At 72.8% G+C, this 16,999-nt stretch carries 31 protein-coding genes; 9 read left to right on the top strand and 22 right to left on the bottom strand.

The window, feature by feature from the left end; translation table 11 throughout:
* Window positions 1-42: 42 nt before the first annotated feature.
* Genes BD833_RS20850 through BD833_RS22805 form a run of 18 tightly spaced genes read right to left on the bottom strand, consistent with a single transcriptional unit; the run spans window position 43 to window position 8,311 of the window.
* Window positions 43-240 (bottom strand): hypothetical protein, encoded by a 198-nt coding sequence (locus BD833_RS20850; RefSeq protein WP_166535083.1) that lies wholly within the window; start codon window positions 238-240, stop codon window positions 43-45.
* Window positions 237-488 carry a helix-turn-helix domain-containing protein gene (locus BD833_RS23560; protein ID WP_243737861.1) on the bottom strand — a complete coding sequence of 84 codons (252 nt, stop codon included), beginning with the start codon at window positions 486-488 and terminating at the stop codon, window positions 237-239. The genes BD833_RS20850 and BD833_RS23560 overlap by 4 nt, the downstream gene beginning before the upstream one ends.
* Window positions 485-1,009, bottom strand: a complete 525-nt coding sequence (locus BD833_RS22820) for a DUF3263 domain-containing protein (RefSeq protein ID WP_208092802.1) — start codon at window positions 1,007-1,009, stop codon at window positions 485-487. Before BD833_RS22820 ends, BD833_RS23560 begins: the two co-directional genes overlap by 4 nt.
* Entirely contained in the window at window positions 1,006-2,028 is a 1,023-nt protein-coding gene (locus BD833_RS22815; RefSeq protein ID WP_243737860.1) for a DNA translocase FtsK, read from the bottom strand. Before BD833_RS22815 ends, BD833_RS22820 begins: the two co-directional genes overlap by 4 nt.
* Window positions 2,025-2,384 carry a hypothetical protein gene (locus BD833_RS20830; protein WP_166535082.1) on the bottom strand — a complete coding sequence of 120 codons (360 nt, stop codon included), beginning with the start codon at window positions 2,382-2,384 and terminating at the stop codon, window positions 2,025-2,027. The genes BD833_RS22815 and BD833_RS20830 overlap by 4 nt, the downstream gene beginning before the upstream one ends.
* Window positions 2,381-3,256, bottom strand: coding sequence for a hypothetical protein (locus tag BD833_RS20825; protein WP_166535081.1), 876 nt, complete (start codon window positions 3,254-3,256; stop codon window positions 2,381-2,383). Before BD833_RS20825 ends, BD833_RS20830 begins: the two co-directional genes overlap by 4 nt.
* Window positions 3,253-3,558: a hypothetical protein gene (locus BD833_RS20820; protein ID WP_166535080.1), complete on the bottom strand. Its 306-nt coding sequence runs from the start codon at window positions 3,556-3,558 to the stop codon at window positions 3,253-3,255. The genes BD833_RS20825 and BD833_RS20820 overlap by 4 nt, the downstream gene beginning before the upstream one ends.
* Complete coding sequence (locus BD833_RS20815) at window positions 3,555-4,178, bottom strand: hypothetical protein (RefSeq protein WP_166535079.1); 624 nt, start codon at window positions 4,176-4,178, stop codon at window positions 3,555-3,557. The genes BD833_RS20820 and BD833_RS20815 overlap by 4 nt, the downstream gene beginning before the upstream one ends.
* Window positions 4,175-4,336, bottom strand: a complete 162-nt coding sequence (locus tag BD833_RS20810) for a hypothetical protein (protein WP_166535078.1) — start codon at window positions 4,334-4,336, stop codon at window positions 4,175-4,177. Before BD833_RS20810 ends, BD833_RS20815 begins: the two co-directional genes overlap by 4 nt.
* Window positions 4,333-4,695 carry a hypothetical protein gene (locus BD833_RS20805; protein WP_166535077.1) on the bottom strand — a complete coding sequence of 121 codons (363 nt, stop codon included), beginning with the start codon at window positions 4,693-4,695 and terminating at the stop codon, window positions 4,333-4,335. The genes BD833_RS20810 and BD833_RS20805 overlap by 4 nt, the downstream gene beginning before the upstream one ends.
* Window positions 4,692-5,195, bottom strand: a complete 504-nt coding sequence (locus BD833_RS20800) for a hypothetical protein (protein ID WP_166535076.1) — start codon at window positions 5,193-5,195, stop codon at window positions 4,692-4,694. The genes BD833_RS20805 and BD833_RS20800 overlap by 4 nt, the downstream gene beginning before the upstream one ends.
* The gene (locus BD833_RS20795) at window positions 5,192-6,100 is read right to left on the bottom strand and encodes a hypothetical protein (RefSeq protein WP_166535075.1); all 909 of its coding nucleotides are present in this window, start codon (window positions 6,098-6,100) and stop codon (window positions 5,192-5,194) included. The genes BD833_RS20800 and BD833_RS20795 overlap by 4 nt, the downstream gene beginning before the upstream one ends.
* On the bottom strand, window positions 6,097-6,648 hold the full coding sequence (locus tag BD833_RS20790; RefSeq protein WP_166535074.1) for a hypothetical protein: 552 nt from the start codon (window positions 6,646-6,648) through the stop codon (window positions 6,097-6,099). Before BD833_RS20790 ends, BD833_RS20795 begins: the two co-directional genes overlap by 4 nt.
* Before the next feature lie 29 nt (window positions 6,649-6,677).
* On the bottom strand, window positions 6,678-6,956 hold the full coding sequence (locus BD833_RS20785; RefSeq protein ID WP_166535073.1) for a hypothetical protein: 279 nt from the start codon (window positions 6,954-6,956) through the stop codon (window positions 6,678-6,680).
* Window positions 6,953-7,519 (bottom strand): TetR family transcriptional regulator, encoded by a 567-nt coding sequence (locus tag BD833_RS22810; RefSeq protein ID WP_208092801.1) that lies wholly within the window; start codon window positions 7,517-7,519, stop codon window positions 6,953-6,955. Before BD833_RS22810 ends, BD833_RS20785 begins: the two co-directional genes overlap by 4 nt.
* On the bottom strand, window positions 7,516-7,704 hold the full coding sequence (locus tag BD833_RS20775; protein WP_166535072.1) for a hypothetical protein: 189 nt from the start codon (window positions 7,702-7,704) through the stop codon (window positions 7,516-7,518). Before BD833_RS20775 ends, BD833_RS22810 begins: the two co-directional genes overlap by 4 nt.
* Window positions 7,701-7,850, bottom strand: coding sequence for a hypothetical protein (locus BD833_RS20770; RefSeq protein ID WP_166535071.1), 150 nt, complete (start codon window positions 7,848-7,850; stop codon window positions 7,701-7,703). Before BD833_RS20770 ends, BD833_RS20775 begins: the two co-directional genes overlap by 4 nt.
* Window positions 7,847-8,311 (bottom strand): DUF7666 domain-containing protein, encoded by a 465-nt coding sequence (locus BD833_RS22805; protein WP_208092800.1) that lies wholly within the window; start codon window positions 8,309-8,311, stop codon window positions 7,847-7,849. Before BD833_RS22805 ends, BD833_RS20770 begins: the two co-directional genes overlap by 4 nt.
* Here BD833_RS22805 and BD833_RS22800 point away from each other — a divergent pair.
* The gene (locus tag BD833_RS22800) at window positions 8,268-8,990 is read left to right on the top strand and encodes a hypothetical protein (RefSeq protein ID WP_208092799.1); all 723 of its coding nucleotides are present in this window, start codon (window positions 8,268-8,270) and stop codon (window positions 8,988-8,990) included. The two genes, BD833_RS22805 and BD833_RS22800, sit on opposite strands and share 44 nt — an antisense overlap.
* Here the strand turns inward: BD833_RS22800 and BD833_RS20760 are convergent.
* On the bottom strand, window positions 8,944-9,267 hold the full coding sequence (locus tag BD833_RS20760) for a hypothetical protein (RefSeq protein ID WP_166535070.1): 324 nt from the start codon (window positions 9,265-9,267) through the stop codon (window positions 8,944-8,946). The genes BD833_RS22800 and BD833_RS20760 overlap by 47 nt on opposite strands.
* A 126-nt stretch (window positions 9,268-9,393) precedes the next feature.
* Window positions 9,394-9,606 carry a helix-turn-helix domain-containing protein gene (locus tag BD833_RS20755; protein WP_166535069.1) on the bottom strand — a complete coding sequence of 71 codons (213 nt, stop codon included), beginning with the start codon at window positions 9,604-9,606 and terminating at the stop codon, window positions 9,394-9,396.
* A 104-nt stretch (window positions 9,607-9,710) separates the two neighbouring features.
* Here BD833_RS20755 and BD833_RS20750 point away from each other — a divergent pair, with 104 nt between their 5' ends.
* The 6 genes from BD833_RS20750 to BD833_RS20725 all read left to right on the top strand — a co-directional run bounded on the left by BD833_RS20750 (window position 9,711) and on the right by BD833_RS20725 (window position 13,017).
* On the top strand, window positions 9,711-10,058 hold the full coding sequence (locus BD833_RS20750) for a helix-turn-helix domain-containing protein (RefSeq protein WP_166535068.1): 348 nt from the start codon (window positions 9,711-9,713) through the stop codon (window positions 10,056-10,058).
* Between the two features lie 104 nt (window positions 10,059-10,162).
* Window positions 10,163-11,062, top strand: a complete 900-nt coding sequence (locus tag BD833_RS20745) for a tyrosine-type recombinase/integrase (RefSeq protein WP_166535067.1) — start codon at window positions 10,163-10,165, stop codon at window positions 11,060-11,062.
* Window positions 11,059-11,322, top strand: coding sequence for a hypothetical protein (locus BD833_RS20740; RefSeq protein WP_166535066.1), 264 nt, complete (start codon window positions 11,059-11,061; stop codon window positions 11,320-11,322). Before BD833_RS20745 ends, BD833_RS20740 begins: the two co-directional genes overlap by 4 nt.
* Window positions 11,323-11,393: 71 nt before the next feature.
* Window positions 11,394-11,657 (top strand): hypothetical protein, encoded by a 264-nt coding sequence (locus BD833_RS20735; RefSeq protein ID WP_166535065.1) that lies wholly within the window; start codon window positions 11,394-11,396, stop codon window positions 11,655-11,657.
* Between the two features lie 195 nt (window positions 11,658-11,852).
* The gene (locus BD833_RS20730) at window positions 11,853-12,008 is read left to right on the top strand and encodes a hypothetical protein (protein ID WP_166535064.1); all 156 of its coding nucleotides are present in this window, start codon (window positions 11,853-11,855) and stop codon (window positions 12,006-12,008) included.
* A gap of 136 nt (window positions 12,009-12,144) precedes the next feature.
* The gene (locus BD833_RS20725; RefSeq protein WP_166535063.1) at window positions 12,145-13,017 is read left to right on the top strand and encodes a helix-turn-helix domain-containing protein; all 873 of its coding nucleotides are present in this window, start codon (window positions 12,145-12,147) and stop codon (window positions 13,015-13,017) included.
* 102 nt (window positions 13,018-13,119) lie between these two features.
* Here the strand turns inward: BD833_RS20725 and BD833_RS20720 are convergent, their stop codons facing one another.
* Window positions 13,120-13,317 (bottom strand): hypothetical protein, encoded by a 198-nt coding sequence (locus BD833_RS20720; RefSeq protein WP_166535062.1) that lies wholly within the window; start codon window positions 13,315-13,317, stop codon window positions 13,120-13,122.
* 176 nt (window positions 13,318-13,493) lie between these two features.
* The gene (locus BD833_RS20715) at window positions 13,494-15,050 is read right to left on the bottom strand and encodes an endo-1,4-beta-xylanase (RefSeq protein ID WP_166535061.1); all 1,557 of its coding nucleotides are present in this window, start codon (window positions 15,048-15,050) and stop codon (window positions 13,494-13,496) included.
* Between the two features lie 239 nt (window positions 15,051-15,289).
* On the opposite strand from BD833_RS20715, the gene BD833_RS20710 reads away from it, so the two are divergent.
* Together BD833_RS20710 and BD833_RS20705 are read left to right on the top strand one after the other, a co-directional pair.
* Window positions 15,290-16,369: a P63C domain-containing protein gene (locus tag BD833_RS20710; protein ID WP_166535060.1), complete on the top strand. Its 1,080-nt coding sequence runs from the start codon at window positions 15,290-15,292 to the stop codon at window positions 16,367-16,369.
* A gap of 46 nt (window positions 16,370-16,415) precedes the next feature.
* Window positions 16,416-16,880, top strand: coding sequence for a hypothetical protein (locus tag BD833_RS20705; RefSeq protein WP_166535059.1), 465 nt, complete (start codon window positions 16,416-16,418; stop codon window positions 16,878-16,880).
* Window positions 16,881-16,999: the final 119 nt, after the last annotated feature.

Raw genomic sequence — 16,999 nt, 5'->3', positions numbered from 1 at the left:
GGTGCTGGACGGTGCGGCAGCAGGCCGTGAGGGGGCAGGGCGTCACCGGAGCGCCTCCGACAGACGGGCGCGCACCCAGCCGCCGTCCGGGGTGCTGCCCGGCCAGCCCTGCCAGCCCAGAGCCGACGCGAGGCCCTCAGCGGCCCGCCGGTCCGCCTGGTCGCCGTCCTCGCCGCTGCGCCAGGCGCGCTCGTGGAGCTCGTCGATCGCGGTGATCAGCTGCTCCCGGTCGGCCATCATGAGCCGCCGCCGGCGAGGTACTGGTCGACCCCGGCGGCCGGGTACCGCAGCGACCTGCCGATCCGGACCGCGCCCAGCTCCTCGGCGAGCCGGTACACGGTCATCTTCGACACGCGCATCTCAGCGGCCACCTCCGCGGCCGTCAGGAAGCTGGCCGGCTCCCGCCGCGCGGGGGCGGCACCGAGCGCAGTCGGCCGGGCCGCCCGCCGGTCGTAGGACACCGGCAGCGGCCGCCTCGGGCCGGTCACGAGAGCACCGCCGACGACGTGCGCGGGCGGCGGCGGGTCTCACGGATCCGGCGCAGCCGGCCCACCAGCAGCGGCTCCGCGGCCAGCGCCGCCTCGTCGTCCAGCATCGCGTTCACCCGCTGGTAGAAGCGGGTCGGGTCCATCCCGAACCGCTCCCGGATGTGCCGCTCCTTCAGCCCTGCCGCTGTCGGCCAGAACTCCCCGGCCAGCCGCAGCATCGCCAGGTCGACGTCGGTCAGCGGCGGCGTCTCCTCGGGCAGCGGTGTCCCGAGGTGGGCGGGCAGCGCGACCCTGAGGGGCGCGCTCACGTCGAGCACCGCGACGTTGCCGTCCTCGTCCAGCTGCTTGCGGCCGTGCTCGTCCAGGACGTACAGGGTCGCCAGCACCCGGCCGCCGCGGACGATCGGGCCAGGGTCGGCGGCCACGCACTCCGCGCGCAGCGCGTGAGCCTCCAGCCAGGTGCGCACGCCCTCCGGGTCCCGGGCCACGTCGTCCGCGGTCAGCTGCCTGGCGGCGATCACGGGGCGCTCACCGCACCGGCCAGCACCGCGTCCATGTCCGCGCCGGGCTGCAGCAGCACGTCCCGGGCCTTCGACCCCTCCGACGGGCCGACCACGCCGAGGGCCTCCAGCTGGTCCATCAGCTGGCCGGCCTTCGCGAACCCGACCCTCAGCTTCCGCTGCAGCATCGACGACGACCCGAACTGCGACTCCACCACCAGGTCGGCGGCCTGCCGCAGCAGCACCGGGTCCAGGCGGCCGCGCTCGGCGACCGCCTGAGCGGGCTTCTGCTCGTCGTCGTCCCGCTGGAGCGGGGCACCGAGCGACGCCGCGGTGAGGGACCACACGGTGGTGCCCGGAGCGTCGTCCGGCACGGGAAGCCGGTGCTGCCACGCCTCCCGCCAGGCGTCGAGCTCCGCGGCGTAGTCCGGCTCGATCCGCATCGGCATCAGCAGTCCGAGGAAGCTGTCCCCGCACCCGACGATCAGCGCGCTCGACTCGCCCGTGGGCTCCAGGGTCAGCGAGCGGGCGTACACCCGGGCCGCCGTGGCGAACAGCGCCACCAGCACGCCGTTGGCGGCCAGCCTGGTCGTCCGCTGCCGGCGCTTGGTGAGGGTCTGGGACACCACGAGGGAGATGTCGGGGAACACCACCGTCTGCGGCTGCCGCGGGAGCACCAGCTGCTTGCCCTCGAACAGGCCGCCGGTGTCGGTGATCGTGAAGTGCTCGCCGTCGACCTCGAGGCGCACTGTGTCTCCGACGTCCTCCTCACCGGGCCGGCGGCCCTTGAAGAGGGTGAGGATCTCCTTCACGTCCGTCGGCGACAGGTCGAACGAGGACAGCTGGCCGTCGTGGTTGTCCTCGATTGAGGCGATCGCCATCGCGGCCGTGTACCGGTTCGTCGCGGTGATCGTGAGGTTCTCCGGGCCGACGTCGCAGCGGATCCGGTGCAGAGTCGTGTCCTTGTCCGGGGCGGCGTGCACCACCACCGAGCGCAGCGCGTCCCGGAAGTCCTCCGTGGACAGGGTCAGCGAGGTCACTGCCGCCGCCCCCGCTTCGCGCGGAGCGCGCACACCGACATCGCGCTGAGCAGCTGGTCGACCAGCTCCATCGCCTGCTCCGGATGCAGCGCGACCTCCGTCGTGGCGCGCTCGTCGCTGCGGTTCCAGCGGCCGGCGAAGCGGCACTTCACCAGCAGCTGCTCACCGGCCGACTCCAGCTGGTAGGTGGCGACCGGGACCGCCTCCACGGCGTCCTCGGCGAGCAGCAACGGCCCACCGACGACGAAGAGCTCGCCCTCGGGAAGCGCCTCCGGGACGCCGGTCGAGTAGCCGGGGCCGGGCGCCTGCCCGTCCGGGTCGCCAGGCGAGTGAATCCCGCCAGAAGGGGTGGTCATGCGGTTCTCCTCGAGGTGTCGGGTGTGCTGCTGCGGTGGCGCTGAACAGCGCGCTCGCTGGTGTCGAGCAGCTCGGCGATCTCGGCTGCGGAACGGCCCGCGGCGGTCAGGCGCCGGGACGCCTCGGCGCGCTCGGCGCGGCGCAGCGGCACGCGTTCGCCGCGCATCGCCCTGGCGATCGCGATGTCGTCCAGCGCGGCGCTGTCGGTCGGGCCGCTGCGGCGGGGACGGCCGGCCGGGTCGTCGATCGTGTCGTCGTCCCAGAACATGGGCGGCGCCCAGCCGCGTGCCGCGGCTCGGGTCCGCGTCACCTCCGACGGGCCGAACGTCATCGACAGGCGCTCGTACACGGTGGCGACCGCCGCCGCGGTGTCGCGGTGCACCACCCGGTTCGGCCGCACCGTCAGGTGACCGACCCGGCTCTCCACCACCCTCAGCTCGACGGCCAGGTCGGAGTACCGCCAGCCGAGGGCGGCCAGCGCGCGCATCCGCCGCGTCGTGCCCAGAGAGGACACGAAGAGCGGCCCACCGGCCTGCGCGCGGCGGACCGTCCACCGGTGCAGCCGCGCCCGGTCCGCCTCGCGCTGCGGCGCCCGCTCCACCCACGCGGCCACGTCGGCGTCGCTGGGCCACGTCCCGCCCGCAGCAGCTGCGGCGGCGGCGCGGGCGCGCCACCGCTGCACCTGGCGGCCGGACACCTTGAAGCGAGCACCGGTGGCCAGCAGCGTGTGCGAGCGGCTGTAGGCCAGGGCGGCGCGGATGATGCGCGGGTCGACCGTCGGCGTGCCCGTGCCCCGGCCAGCGCGCCGAGCACCGGCGGGGCGGGCCGGGCCAGCCATCCGCCCCGCCGGGCGCTCCACGGCCGCGGTCATGACCGCCACCCGCCGTGCTGCTGCGCGGCCGCCGACGCGTCCTCGTACGGGTCCACGGCCGCCGCCGGCGGCACCGACAGGTTCGGGGCGGGGCAGCGGTGCTCGGCCCACGCCGGCTGCAAGCGGGCGGGCTGCCCGTACCGGCGGGCGAACGCGTTCCCCTTGATCGACCACAGCACGATCCGGCCGCCGTCCACCGTCGCGGCGTCCACCACGATCGGCTCGTCGGTGTCCACGTCCACGACGTGCAGCACCGGGGCGCCGCAGCCGCGGCACGGCTGCGCGTGCTCCACCGCGCTCACCGCGCACCCCCGGCGGTGCGCGGGCCGTCGACGTCGACTCGGGCGCCCAGCGCCGGGGAGTCGGTGATGAACGCCCGGCCGCCGGGGCCCCAGCCGCACGGGGTGAACCGGTTGATCAGCTGCGCCAGCGTCATCCGCTGCCCACCAGCGATGTGCCCGGTGCGGCGCTGCGCCCGGTCCGACCGGCGCACCGGCCGCGGCCCGGGCTCCGCCGGCACGGCGACCATCAGCTCCACCGGGTGCCCGGCCGTGCCGTCCAGGATCGCGGCCGACCGTATCTCCGCGAGACGGTCCACGCAGTCCTGCGCGACCTGGCGGGCCGCGTGCTCGTGCACTGCCGCCAGCTCCTCACGGGCCGGGCGGCCCGCGCCCGCGAGGTCCACCCGCACCGTCGCGGGCAGGCGGCGGCAGCACAGCGTGCACACCCGCATCGGCGGCGGCACCGCGCTGTCGGCGAGCACCGGCGCGAGCTTCCGGGGGGTGCGGCCGCACAACGGCTTCCCGCCCGGCCGGTTCAGCACATGCACCGTCGACCCCGCCGGCGTCGCCGCCAGCGCGGTGTCCGGGACCGCGCGCAGCAGCGTCGCCGCCGGCAGCAGCCGGAACACGTCCACGCTCACGACCGACCACCAGCCGCGCGCTGGCCGAGCACCACACGCACCGGGGCCGCCAGCCGGATCGGCGCCACCAGCAGCGGCACACCAGCGGCCCAGGCGACCTCGCCGCCCACCACCGGGGCCAGCACGAAGCGCCCCACCGGGCGCCGGTCGGCGGTCACGCGTGCCCCTCGACCAGTTCGCGGCCCAGCGCCAGCATCAGCGCCGCCCGGGCGTCCCACGTCGAGGTGACGAGGTCGGCGTACCGGACCGTTCCGGGCGCGACGTGCTCGTGCGTCGGCCAGAGGGAGAGCAGCCGTCGGCGGGCCGCCCGCGCCATCGGGGTGTCCCCGGGGCAGCCCTCCCGCTCGTGAGCCTTCACCGCGATGTAGCCGAACTGCACCGCCTCACCCCAGGGAGCGGACGGGCCGCCCTCCACCGGCACGCGGCAGGTGGTGCCGCAGCCACGGCACACCGCCTCGGCGAACACCGGACGCTCGACGCCAGCGTCGGCGAACAGGTCCAGCTGCGCGGCGCTCACGCTGCCACGCCGAACAGCTCGAGCTGGCCAGGGACGTCGGAACGCTCGCCGGTCAGAGAGTCCAGGCAGGCGACCAGGGCGGCCAGCTCGGCGGCCTGCGCCTCCCGGTGCCATGACGGCGGCGGCTCCACCCACGGCGCCCGACCGCCCGGCATCCACGGCACGAACTCGGGGAAGTACCGCAGCCACTCCCGCTGCGTCCGGGCACGGGCAGCGCGGAGGTCCTCGCGCAGCAGCGCGGGCAGATGGTCGGCGGCCTGGCGGATCAGCCGCCACGAGACGACGACGTCCTCCCGCACCGGCACCGAGAACGCGCGAGAGCCGACGATGCCCCGTGCCGTCGTCTCGTACTGCCACGCCGCCGACGCCCCGCCGCCGCAGGCCATGCTGCTGCGCGCGTGCGGGATCCCCTCTTCCGGGTCGACGAGCATCCAGGCGACCGGCCCGACGCCGTAGCGCAGCAGCAGGTCCGCCTGGTCGCGGGTCACCACCGGGGTCATGGGGTGCCGCCGCGCAGCTCGGCGACGGCGGCCTCGCCGGAGAAGTGCCGCCCGTCCGAGGCGATGACGCCGGAGCCGATGCTGTGCCCGAGACCGACGAAGGCCTCGGCCTGCTCGCGGGTGAGCGGCGTGCGCTGGGCACCCCAGCTGTAGTCGGTGGTCAGCCAGCCGATGAGCGCCTCACGGTCACCGAAGACGGGGCTGATGGGCGACCCCTCGGAGACCGACTCCCACAGCTGCCAGCCCTCGCCGGTCGGCGGGGCAGTGGGCTCCCACGCCTCGTAGGTGGCGCGCTGCTCGTCGGTGCCGACCTCGCCGGCGCCGTTGCAGTTGGGGCAGAGGTCGGAGAGACCCTGCCGTTCCAGCTCGGCGTGGACGACGACGGACTGGTTGATCGAGTCGTGGCCCAGGCCCGACAGGGACCATGCGTTGACCTCGGCGGCCGTCGGCACGTGAGGCGGGTCCTTCGGCTGCCAGCCGTCTTCCCGGCTCCACGTGTGCGTGAAGTCCATGAGCCGTCCGGCGGCCACGAGGGCGTCCACGTCGGCCTGGTTGAGGTGGTGGCACCACTGCTGGTTCCACATGCTCGACAGGCGGTGTGCCTCACGGACGATCGCGGCCTCGCCCTCGCCGTAGAACCACGTCGCATGGGCGACGTTGCGCTCGGCGAAGGCACGCACGCCGGGGGTCTCGACGGTCAGCGGCTCCGAGCCCCGGTCCTCGGGGCGGAAGGGTGCCTTGCCGTACCAGCGGTTCTGCAGCAGCTTCGCCTCTGGCGACCAGCCCATGCCCTCACAGGCCGGGCAGGGCGGCAGCCTGAGCTCGTCGGGCAGGAGGAAGCCGTCCCACACCTTGTTCAGCGGCCAGTCGAAGTCGACGGGCACGCGGCGGATGTCTCGGCTCACCAGGTGAGTCCCTTCTCCCGGCGGCCGCGTGCGGACAGCACGTAGACCTCTTCCGGGGGATAGCCGGCGCCCCGCACGTTGCGGGTGCCGCCGGTCTTCACGGCCCAGCCGTCGGCGACCAGCTCGGAGAGCCGGGGCGCGACGGAATACCGCTCGGTGGTGGGGGAGTGGGTGGCCCGGTACCAGTCCCAGGCCTCGATCGCGGTCGTGCCGCGGGGGCCGACCTCGATCAGGTGGGCGAGGACGTGGCCGCGGATGGTGCCCGCGCGGTAGGCGACCAGCCGGGCCGCGCCCGCCTCACCGGCAGCTGCGCCGGCGTGCGCCGCAGCGCCCGGCCGGGATGGTGCCGGGAGCCGGTCGGCTGCGGCGTCGACCGCGAGCAGCCGCAGCGCGTCATCCACCTGGCCGCCGCGGGCGGCGAGGGCGGCCGGGTCGACCAGCCACTCGTACACCTCGGCGCCCGGGAGCAGGTGCGCCGAGCACACCGTGCCGACGGCGTACCGGACGACCGGCGTCCCCGGACACGGCACGCCCGCAGGACCCTTCACGCACAAGGCCACCTCGACCGCGGTGCCCATCACGACGGGTCCCCGCGGCCGATGAAGTCGCCCAGGAAGTCATCGGGGGCGATCACCTCGACGGTGAGGATCGATCGGGCCCGCAGCCAGCACGGCCCGACGTCGCCGGTGTCCAGCGGCACCAGGCGCGGGCTGTCGCCGGCCTGCGCGATCTCGCCCAGCAGGTTCTCCGCCAGGAGTTCCGCCGCGGCCCGGAGCATCGGCACCGTGGCCACGAAGCAGTTCCGGGCGACCTGCACCCGCACCACCACCAGCTTGCCGCGCGCCGGCGCGGTCACCGCGGCACCGCCGGCAGCGCGACCGTGTCCACGACGTCGGACACCCACTCCGGGTGCGCCTGCTGCCCGCGGGTGGCCATCCGCCGGTGCAGCACCGCCACCGCTGCGGCGACCGCCGGGCCACGGAATCCGACCGACTCACCGCGCCGGTGCGCCCGCGACGTCAGCTCCGCGACCGCAGCGACCAGCCGCAGCACGGGGCCGTCCATGTAGGCGCGGTGCAGCCGCTCGTCCCGGCCGATCACCGGCAGCAGCTCCACCTCAGCCATCGCCCGCGGACCCGTGCACGCCGCGGTCAGCAGCGCCACCATGTCCCCGCGGGCGGAGCCCGGCAGCGGGCCCCACGGCACCTCGCGCACACCGAGGTCGACGACGACGTCGACGAGCAGTTCGTCCAGCGACGACCAGCGGCGGTAGATGCTGGCCTTCCCGACCGCCGCGACCGCGGCGACCTCGTCGGCGGTGAAGCCGCGCATCCCCCGTTCGGCGAGCACCGTGATCGCCGCTCGCACCGCCCGCACGGTGACGTCCGGGTCGCGGGGGCGCCCGCGCTGGCCGGTCACGCCCACTCGTCCAGTCGGGCGCGCTCGGCCTCGCCGTCGCCGCCGATGTCGTCCGGGGTGGCCGGCGTCTCCCGGCGGTCCCGCTCCCGGACGCTGCGCCCGATCGCGATCGCCACCACGAGCCCCAGGCCGATGTACACCAGCACGCCGATCACGGAGACCAGCGCGGCCGCGGCCTGCGTCACCGGGACACCCCGTGCGGCAGCATCCGCTCGTCGACGAACCGGGACAGCCGCGACGCCGGGCGGCGCAGAGCGCGCAGCGCGACCACCGATAGCCCGACCAGCGACAGCGAGCAGGCCAGCACCGCGGCCTCCAGGCGGCGGGTCACTGTGCGCCGCCGGCGAGAGGTGCCCCGGTGAGCTTGACCTCGCGGACCACGGTGCAGGACTGGAACTTCACCTTGTCGTCGAGGACGACCAGGCCTTCGACCGGGACCGCCAGCTCGAGGTACCGGCAGCGGGGGTCATCGCCCAAGTAGTAAGACTCGGAGAGGCCGGGGTCACCTGTGGCGTGGAGGCCATACCCGCACCGCTGGACGGGGTCCCAGTCAGGCGCGGTGACCGTCTCGCCGATCGGGTAGGTGGTGAGGATGTAGCCGTGGCCAGCTCTGAGCTGCTGGTCCACCGCCTTGTAGAAGGTGGCGATCCCGTCGCTGACGGTGATGCCGTTGTAGTCGAGCCACGTGCCGACGTCGGAGCGGTCGACATCGGTGTGATCGATGACGACGCCGCCAGCGATCTGCGCCTTGCCGGAGTGCAAATGGACCGCCACGCGGCTGGACGCGCGCACGCTGGCCGAGTCGAACGCGCGCACGCTGGCCGATCCGGACGCGCTCACGCTGGCCGATCCGGACGCGCTCACGCTGGCCGAGTCGAACGCGCTCACGCTGGCCGATCCGGACGCGCTCACGCTGGCCGATCCGGACGCGCTCACGCTGGCCGATCCGGACGCGCTCACGCTGGCCGATCCGGACGCGCTCACGCTGGCCGATCCGGACGCGCTCACGCTGGCCGAGTCGAACGCGCTCACGCTGGCCGATCCGGACGCGCTCACGCTGGCCGAGTCGAACGCGCTCACGCTGGCCGAGTCGAACGCGCTCACGCTGGCCGAGTCGAACGCGCTCACGCTGGCCGAGTCGAACGCGCTCACGCTGGCCGATCCGGACGCGCTCACGCTGGCCGAGTCGAACGCGCTCACGCTGGCCGAGTCGAACGCGCTCACGCTGGCCGATCCGAACGCGCTCACGCTGGCCGAGTCGAACGCGCTCACGCTGGCCGATCCGGACGCCTCGACGTCGACTCCGCGAGGCGATGCGACCTCCACCCACACCCCGCGGGGTGCAGCGATGCGGATCCAGCCCGCACCAGCAGCTACGGCGGCGTCGAACTCCGCCTGGTCGTGCACCACGGTCGGGCCGGCCATCATCGAGCACCACCCGTGTGGAGCTGCTCCAGGCCGCCCCAGGTGACGAACTCGCCGCGGGTCAGCACCAGGCACAGCAGCCCGGCGAGCAGCAGACCGACCAGCCAGCCGTAGCGGCGCAGGTCCTGGGCGAACGGGGAGTCGAGCAGCCGCCGGGCCACACCGCGCTCCGGGACGACGGCGGCCGGACGGGACGGGGCGGGCACCGGGGGCTTCAGGCGGATCAGCGGGATCTCCCGCGTCACATCCAGCTCGCCCTCGATCACCGGGATCCGGGCCGTGGCGAAGTGGTCCGCGCCTGGCGCGGAGTACAGGTGGGTCATGCGAGGATGCCTCCTTGTTGGGGCCCTTCCGCGTCTGCTTGCCGGCGTTGCGGGAGGGCTCTGGCGCGTTTCAGGGGGGTGGTGCACCGCGCCCGGGCCGCGGGGGAGTGCGGCCCGGACGGGGGGTCAGGAGGCGCTAGCCGTGGTGGCGCGCCCGCGCAGGCGCTCCGCGACGGCGCCACGCGTGAAGAGGTAGGGCCCCGTGCGGCCGGGCAGCTTGGTCGCGGGAAGAACCCCGGCCGCGGCCCAGCGGTTGATCGACGTCACGGACCAGCCGGTAAGTTCGGCCACCTGAGCGGTGGTGAGGATGTCTTCCTCGTTCGCGGCCAAGTTGCTCATGTGAGCAACCTTGCCCCGAACGGGTGACGTGGTCAAGTGGTTGCGCAAAGTTGCGCGTGTCGCCCACTTGCGGCGGTGCTCCTCAGTTGGGCAAACTTGCCCACATGTCACGGAACGTGAGCAGCAACCGGGTGCCGGTGTTCTCGCTCGGCGAGCGCATCAGGAAGTCGCGTGAGGACATGGGCATCTCGCAGCAGGCCTTCGCAGAGGCGCTCGGCGTCGACCGCAAGACGGTCAGCAACTGGGAGGGCATGAGGAACCACCCGCGGTACGGAGACCTCATGCTCATCGCCTCCGTGGCCGACGTCAGCCTGGAGTGGCTGGCCGGTGAGGAGTTCCGCCCTACTTCCGGCGACGTCGTCGCTCGGGCCGCCGCGGAGGCCGGTGATACCTCGCAGGCGCACCGGGGTGATACCAGTCGGTATTCGCACGCAGAGCTGGCTGCCGCGTGACCGAGGTGCTCGCACGGCCCGTTCACGTCACCGACAGTGACGACGGTCATACGTTCGGCTGGTCCCGCTGGCGCGTCGGAAGCGGGTCCCCTGAGTCTCCGAACATGAACGCTGGACTCGACCTCGACGTCATCGAACACATCCGCTGGGGCCACACCCTCCGCGGACTGGCCGCCAACACCCTGCGGATCCGAGCCGACGTCCTCAACCGGCTGCACGCCTTCACCGGCGTCCCCCTGCGACACCTCGAGCCCGGCCACGTCCTCCGCTTCGAGCGCGCGTGCATCGCCGGCCGCGCACCCGAGACCCGCCGGGCCTACGCCTGCCACATCCGCAGCTTCTACCGGTGGGCCATGAGCACCGGCATCGTCGAGACCGACCCGTCGCTCATGCTCACCATCCCCATGATCCCGCGGCACCTACCCCGGCCCATCAACGAAGCCGACCTTGCCCGAGCCCTGGCAGCGGCCCGCCCCAAGCTGCGCGCCATCTACACGCTGGCCGCCTACGCCGGCCTGCGCTGCGTCGAGATCGCCGGCCTCGACTGGACCGACATCCGCCGCGAGACAGCCACCGGCGCCTTCCTCCACGTCCGCAAGGGCAAGGGCTGCAAGGAGCGCACCGTCGAGATCGGCCAGGTCGTCATCGACGCCCTCCAGGCCACCGGACCCAAGCGCCGCGGCCCCATCTTCCTCGGCCGCGAAGGGCAGCGCATCGACGCCCGGTCCATCTCCAGCGGCGGCAACCGCCACCTCCACAGCCTCGGCATCGACGCCACCATGCACCAGCTGCGCCACCGGTACGGCTCCGTCGCCTACCAGCTCTCCCGCGACCTCCGCATGGTCCAGGAGCAGCTCGGCCACGCCTCGCCCAAGACCACTGCCGGCTACGCCCGCCCGTCCGCGGACGCCGCGGCCCGGATGGTCGCCGCCATGGACGCCCTACCCCTCCCCAACCCTGCTCCCGCCCGAACCCGCGCCGCCACCGAGAGGACCGCGTCATGAGCTCCCGCACCCACACATGGACAGGCTACGAAGGGCCGGCCCCCTTGGCGCCCTACCGGGCGCACGCCACCCCGCTGAACGGGTGGGACGTTGGCCAGCTGCTGACCACGATGCGGGACCGGTACCTGTACCTGTCCGACGCTTCCGCCTGGGGCGACAACGCCAGCCTCGCCGCGCACATGGCGTCCGGCGTGAAGCTGTGCATGGACGACCTTGAGGCGGCCTGCCAGCACGCTCAGGCCGACAGTCTCGGCCACTGATCGATCGGGACCCGTGCGCCGCATCCCGCGACCCGAAGGGCGAAGCGTTTCGAGCCGGTACGGTCCGGGGCATGTCGATGCCTGCCCTCCCCAACCAGCCCCGCCTGACCACCAGCGACACCGACGTCGCCGACGAAGTCAGCTTCCGCCGCTTCGTCGCCGAGCACCTCGCCGCGCAGACCCTCGCCGCCCAGCGCACCGAGTGGTACGTCCGGTCCACGCGCTCCGCGGTGCTGATCCTGACCGCGCTCGCGATCGTCGGGCTGATCGCCGGACTGATCTTCGGCATCGTGGCAGCGACCGCCGACGAAGCGGCCAGCGGCTTCGGCTACTGACGCCAGCAACGCCGAAGGCGCCCCACCCCCCAGCTTCCGGGGGGGTGGGGCGCCTTCGTGTCGGTGGTGCTGCGGGAGGTGCTCGCCTCTCGCTGCACGCTTCGGGCGCTATCCCCACCCGCCTACTTGTCGTATGACAAGTAGGCTGCTACTCTTCATCTTGTCGGCAAGAGATGCCGACGAAGATGGAGGGAGGTGAACGAGATGCGCGAGATGTGGGAGGCAGCCGAGGCCCTGAGCAAGCTGGGCCTGTGGGTTCGGATCGACGTCAGCACGGGGACCTTGACGGTCTACCGGGACGGACTCCGGATCGGCCAGCTCCGGTTCCCGGTCGAACTCGACCTGGAGTAACCAGAGAGGGAGCCGGGGGCAGGCTTATTGCCCCCGGCTCCGCCTCCCAACTCTCTCACGCCGGCACCAAGGTCGGCCGCGGCTCCACAGGGGAGCCGCGGCCGACCTCCCCACTCCGAGCATGAGGAAGGCCCTGATGAGCAGCACACAGAACTTCACCGCGAGCATCGAGCTCGACACGCACTACCCGGCGCGCGAGGACGAAGCCGACGCCCTCGTGACCGCCCTCGACCGCGACCTCGAGGTGCACGGCGGCATGATCACCCGCTCGCCCAGCGGGCGTGTACGGGTCGTGGTCACCCTGCAGGCAGCCGACCTGCGCACCGCCGCGCCCACCGCCCTGGCCATCGCGATCGCCACCGGTCACCAGCCGTTCGGCATCGAGGTGCTGCCCACCGACGAGTTCTACCGCCGCCTCGACACGACGCCGCTCCCGGAGCTGCTGTCGGTCACGCAGGCCGGCGAGGCGCTCGGCGTCTCCCGGCAGCGTGCGCTCCAGCTCGTCACCGGCGGCAAGCTGCAGGCCGTCAAGGTAGGCGACACCTGGGTGATCCCCCGGTCCGCCGTCGCCGCACGCGATGACCAGCAGGGACACCGGTTCACCGGGCTCCTCCTCCCGATCGGCGTCGTCTCCGACACCGGCCAGCTGATCGAAGACCAGGCGGTCGACGTCGCCCGCCATCCTCTGCCCGTGTTCGACGAGCAGGACAACGTCATCGGTCTCGCGCGCAGCGTCAGCCGCGACGACGAAGGCTGGACCGTCACCGGCGCGCTGCGCGGCCTCCCGCCGGGGACCTACGCCGTCGCCGCCCGCGTCGACCAGCTCGCCCGCCGAGAGGACGGGGACGTGACCCGCATCGAGGACCTCCGGCTGACCGGCTTCAACGTGCTCACCACCCGGCAGCCGGCGTTCCCGCAGGCGCAGATCGAGGTCCTCCCCGGCCGCAGCTACCTGGACCTGCGGCAGCTCGTCGGCTCCGACCCGGCCGAGGTGTTCACGTACCCGTGATCCCCGGGCCGGCAAGCTGACCCGCCGACGACGAAGAAGAGCCCCACCCCGCTGATCGCGGGGTGGGGCTCTTCTCGCTGGCGTTGCGGCCGGCGTATCGGTTCAGGCGGAGGACGCAGCCACTCCAGAGCCTCGCGCGATGTCGAGGATGGCCTCGGCGGCTTGCGCCCACTCAGGTGCGGACATCGTGATCTCACCGTGAACGTCGATGTCCATGTGGCCCTTGGCCTCGTTGAACGTCTGCGTCTCGTGGCTCATCGTGATCGAATCATCCGCGTTCTTCCGCACCTGGTAGCCCATGGCTGCGACGGTAGGCCCGACCCACCCCGACGGCCAGCCAGCTCCGGCGCCGGGCTCCGAGCGTGAGCTACGCGAACTGTGACGCGGGCGCGCGCCGCTGGGGCCGAACGCACGGAAGCGCCCCACCCCGGCCCTGACGCTGGAGGGGTTCTCCACAGGTGGGTGCCGGGGCGGTGTCAGCTGGCCGGGGCCTCCACGGGCGGCGAGCCGCCCGGGCCGCCACCGAGGATGTCCCGCGTGGCCCAGTAGGCGGGCTTGGGCGTGAAGGCGTCGTCGGTGACGGTGTCCGAGAACAGCAACGTCATCTCGCCCGAGCCCAGCCATGACTGGCTGTCGTTGACGCCCCACCAGGTCAGCTCGGTGCACGCCTGCACCGCCTGGCAGGCACCGGCGAGCACGCGCGCCATGTCGGCGTGCGCGGCCAGCTTCTGCTCCGTGGTGCCCGGCGTGGGGCTGGTCTTCAGGTCGGCCTCGGTGAGCTGCACCGTGACGCCGAGGTCGGCGAAGCGCTGCAGGACGCCGGTGAGCTCGCCGAGGGTCGGGGACCAGCCGCCGGGGTCGCTGACGCCGGGGCCCTCGGACTCGGTGATGAGGTGCGACTGGAAGCCCACGCAGTCGATGGGCACTCCGCGAGCGAGCAGGTCGCGCACCAGGCGGTAGTAGGCCTCCGTCTTCGGCCGGTTGAACTCCACCGAGAAGTCGTTGATGCACAGGCGCGCGGCCGGGTCTGCCTCGTGGGCCGCCTGGAACATGAGCGCGATGGCGTCCAGCGGGTCGCCGCCGAAGCCGTTCACCCACGGGTTGTCGGTGCGCAGGCCCGAGCCGTCCTCCGCGACGATCTCGTTGAGGACGTCCCACGAGGTGATGTCACCGGCGAAGTGGCCGACGACGTTGCTGGCGTGGTCGCGGATGAGCTGCGCCCACTCGGCCTGCGAGAAGCTGCCGTTGCTGATCCACGACGGGTTGGCGCCGTGCCAGAACAGGGTGTGGCCGCGGACCTCCTTGCCGTTCTCCCGGGCGAAGGCCACCAGCTGGTCGGCGCTGGAGAAGCTGAACACGCCACGCTGGGGCTGGAGCGCCCGCGCCTTCATCTCGTTCTCGGCGGTGATGCTGTCGAAGTACCGGACGACGGTCTCGCGGTAGACCGGGTCCTGCAGGCGGGCCAGGGACACGGCCGCCCCCAGGTCGACCGGCTCGTCGCGGACCGCCGCCGGGGGCGTCGTCGGGTCGGTCGGGGGCTCCTCGGGATCCGTGGGCGGCTCCTCCGGCTCGGTCGGGGGCTCTTCCGGGTCCGTGGGCGGCGGCGGCTCGGTCGGCTCCACCGGCGGCGGCGGAGTCTCCGGCTCCGACGGCGGGGTGGGCGGCTCCGGCTCGGTGGGCCGGCCGCCGCGGTAGAGCGTGATCGTGTCGGAGCGGACGCCCTCCTGCTTCCGGACGTCGCGGGCGACCACCTGGAAGGAGAAGGAGGGGCGACCGGGGAGGTTGATCGAGACCCACTCGTCGGTGGTGGAGCGGCCGACGACGCGGCCGGGCTGACCATTGCTGACGTCGTAGATGACGGTGTCGCGGCTGTTCTCGACCGGCGACCACGAGAGCGAGGCCCGCCCGTCGACGATCGCGCCGGCGAGGTCGCCGGGCGGCGGCAGCGGGGTGGCTGCGCCTGCGGCGCCGGTCAGGCCGGCGAAGCCGATCAGGCAGGTGGCCACCAGGGCGGCCAGGTAGCGCTTGCTCATGGAGAGTTCTCCTCAGATCGGGACGACAGGACGCACGCCGTTGGTGGGCGGCAGCGGATGAGGCGATAGGGCGTGCGGACGTGGGGCTTGATCGCCTACGCGACCTGGGGTTTTGCCTTTGAGCGGGTCGAGTTGCTCGCCGGGCGCCACGCGCACGCGTTCACCCGTTTGCGTGATGCTTGCCGGGCAGGCATGATGCTTAGCGGGTAAGCACTGCACGCGATGGAGAGGCCTGCGGGATGTCAGACAGCACCGATGTCGAGGACGCGACGAACGCGGCCCTCTTCCACCTAGGCGCCAGCGAAGGAGGCAAAGCCCGTGCCCGGCGGCTCACCCCCGAGCAGCGGTCCGAGATCGCGCGCCGGGCGGCGGAGGCGCGCTGGGTCGGCAAGGCCCGGCGGGCCCCACATTCGGGAGCGCTCAAGATCGGCGACAAGCGGATCGAGTGCGCCGTCCTGGAGGACGGCACCCGCGTGCTCTCTCAGGGCACGATGCTGGAGGCGCTCGGGCGAGCGAAGTCCATGGGTCGTCGCGGTGGACCCGACGACGACAAGCGGGCCCCGTTCCTCAGCGCCAACAACCTCGAGCCGTTCATCGGCGCAGAGCTGCTGGAGAAGCTCGCGCCGATCGAATACAAGATGGCCGGCCAGCGCTTCATGAGCGTTGGATACCGGGCCGAGGCACTACCCGAGGTGTGTGACGTCTACCTGGCCGCTCGACGGGCCGGCGCCCTCCTTCCCAGCCAGGCAGGCGCCGCGGACGCCGCGGAAATCCTCATCCGCAGCCTCGCCAAGGTGGGCATCATCGCCCTGGTCGACGAGGCGACCGGGTACCAGGAGGCGCGCGCCCGCGATGAGCTACGCCGGCTGCTCGAGCAGTACGTGGCTGAGGCGTTCCGCCCCTGGGTGAAGACCTTCCCGAACATGTTCTTCGAGGAGATCTACCGGCTCCACGGTTGGACGTGGGTCGAGGGCAAGGCGAAGCACCCGCAGTACGTCGGCGTCTTCATCAACACGTACGTCTACGACCACCTGCCCGAGGGCGTCGCCGACGAGCTCCGGCGCGTCAACCCCACGCTGCCGTCGGGCCGGCGAGCACGGAAGCACCACCAGCACCTCACCGTCGACACCGGCAGCGTCCACCTGGACCGGCAGATCACTTCCGTGACGACCCTGATGCAGGTGAGCGACACGATCGAGGAGTTCAAGGAGCTGTTCGGCCGGAAGTACGGCCCGAAGCCGCAGCCGAAGGTGCTCCGCGTCGAGGTCGGGCCCGATGACGAGGTCATGACCCTCTTCGAAGTGGACGAGCCCAGCTGACTGACTCACCCGAAGACCGCGCCACGATGCTGTTGCACGAGGAGACATGGACGACGGACCCGCCCTGATCGACGCAGCCACCTTCCTGGTCGCCATCCTTGCCTTGATCATCTCGTTGGTCGCCCTCTACTACGCCCGTCGAGCGACCGTTGCAAATGAGGATGCCGCGATCGCGGCCGGGCGGCAGGCCGACGTAGCGGAGCGCGCCGAGCAGCAGGCCCGGGCCGAAGCCGAAGCCAATGCCGTCCGTTGGAGGGTCGATCGCCTCGGAACGGCAGCGATCAAGCTCAACAACGATGGTCCCGAGAGCGCATACGACGTGCGGGTCTTGGCGCCGACAGCCGCACAGGTCCATGGCAGGCCACTACCCGACGGCGAGACCGTGCGGGGCTACACCAGCATCAGGGTGTGGGTCACGCAGTTCACCGGCGGAGGGGAAGAGGACCAGCTGACGGTGCTCTACCGGCTGGAGCCGCAAGGCCCGCAGCGGACGTGGACCCACCCGCTCTAGCACCTTGCCCGCAAAGCTGCTAGGTGTGTTGTGTCATGAGGTTGTAGTCACGCCTCTGGCTCGTCACGGGGCAGCCGGGCGTTCTCCTCTGGGCTGACGAACCTCATGTTGTCGGGGTC

This window comes from Blastococcus xanthinilyticus (genome assembly GCF_008124835.1).
Taxonomy (GTDB): domain Bacteria; phylum Actinomycetota; class Actinomycetes; order Mycobacteriales; family Geodermatophilaceae; genus Blastococcus; species Blastococcus xanthinilyticus.
The sequence above is the reverse complement of the archived record's forward strand: the minus strand, read 5'-3'. Positions and strand labels throughout refer to the sequence as shown.

What these genes read in the sequence shown, in the direction of transcription:
- BD833_RS20850 (WP_166535083.1), bottom strand. Translation starts at nt 240, where the DNA reads ATGATGGCCGACCGGGAGCAGCTGATCACCGCGATCGACGAGCTCCAC.
- BD833_RS20830 (WP_166535082.1), bottom strand. Translation starts at nt 2,384, where the DNA reads ATGACCACCCCTTCTGGCGGGATTCACTCGCCTGGCGACCCGGACGGG.
- BD833_RS20825 (WP_166535081.1), bottom strand. Translation starts at nt 3,256, where the DNA reads ATGACCGCGGCCGTGGAGCGCCCGGCGGGGCGGATGGCTGGCCCGGCC.
- BD833_RS20800 (WP_166535076.1), bottom strand. Translation starts at nt 5,195, where the DNA reads ATGACCCCGGTGGTGACCCGCGACCAGGCGGACCTGCTGCTGCGCTAC.
- BD833_RS20760 (WP_166535070.1), bottom strand. Translation starts at nt 9,267, where the DNA reads ATGACCCACCTGTACTCCGCGCCAGGCGCGGACCACTTCGCCACGGCC.
- BD833_RS20755 (WP_166535069.1), bottom strand. Translation starts at nt 9,606, where the DNA reads ATGAGCAACTTGGCCGCGAACGAGGAAGACATCCTCACCACCGCTCAG.
- BD833_RS20750 (WP_166535068.1), top strand. Translation starts at nt 9,711, where the DNA reads ATGTCACGGAACGTGAGCAGCAACCGGGTGCCGGTGTTCTCGCTCGGC.
- BD833_RS20745 (WP_166535067.1), top strand. Translation starts at nt 10,163, where the DNA reads ATGAACGCTGGACTCGACCTCGACGTCATCGAACACATCCGCTGGGGC.
- BD833_RS20740 (WP_166535066.1), top strand. Translation starts at nt 11,059, where the DNA reads ATGAGCTCCCGCACCCACACATGGACAGGCTACGAAGGGCCGGCCCCC.
- BD833_RS20735 (WP_166535065.1), top strand. Translation starts at nt 11,394, where the DNA reads ATGTCGATGCCTGCCCTCCCCAACCAGCCCCGCCTGACCACCAGCGAC.
- BD833_RS20725 (WP_166535063.1), top strand. Translation starts at nt 12,145, where the DNA reads ATGAGCAGCACACAGAACTTCACCGCGAGCATCGAGCTCGACACGCAC.
- BD833_RS20720 (WP_166535062.1), bottom strand. Translation starts at nt 13,317, where the DNA reads ATGGGCTACCAGGTGCGGAAGAACGCGGATGATTCGATCACGATGAGC.
- BD833_RS20715 (WP_166535061.1), bottom strand. Translation starts at nt 15,050, where the DNA reads ATGAGCAAGCGCTACCTGGCCGCCCTGGTGGCCACCTGCCTGATCGGC.
- BD833_RS20710 (WP_166535060.1), top strand. Translation starts at nt 15,290, where the DNA reads ATGTCAGACAGCACCGATGTCGAGGACGCGACGAACGCGGCCCTCTTC.
- BD833_RS20705 (WP_166535059.1), top strand. Translation starts at nt 16,416, where the DNA reads ATGGACGACGGACCCGCCCTGATCGACGCAGCCACCTTCCTGGTCGCC.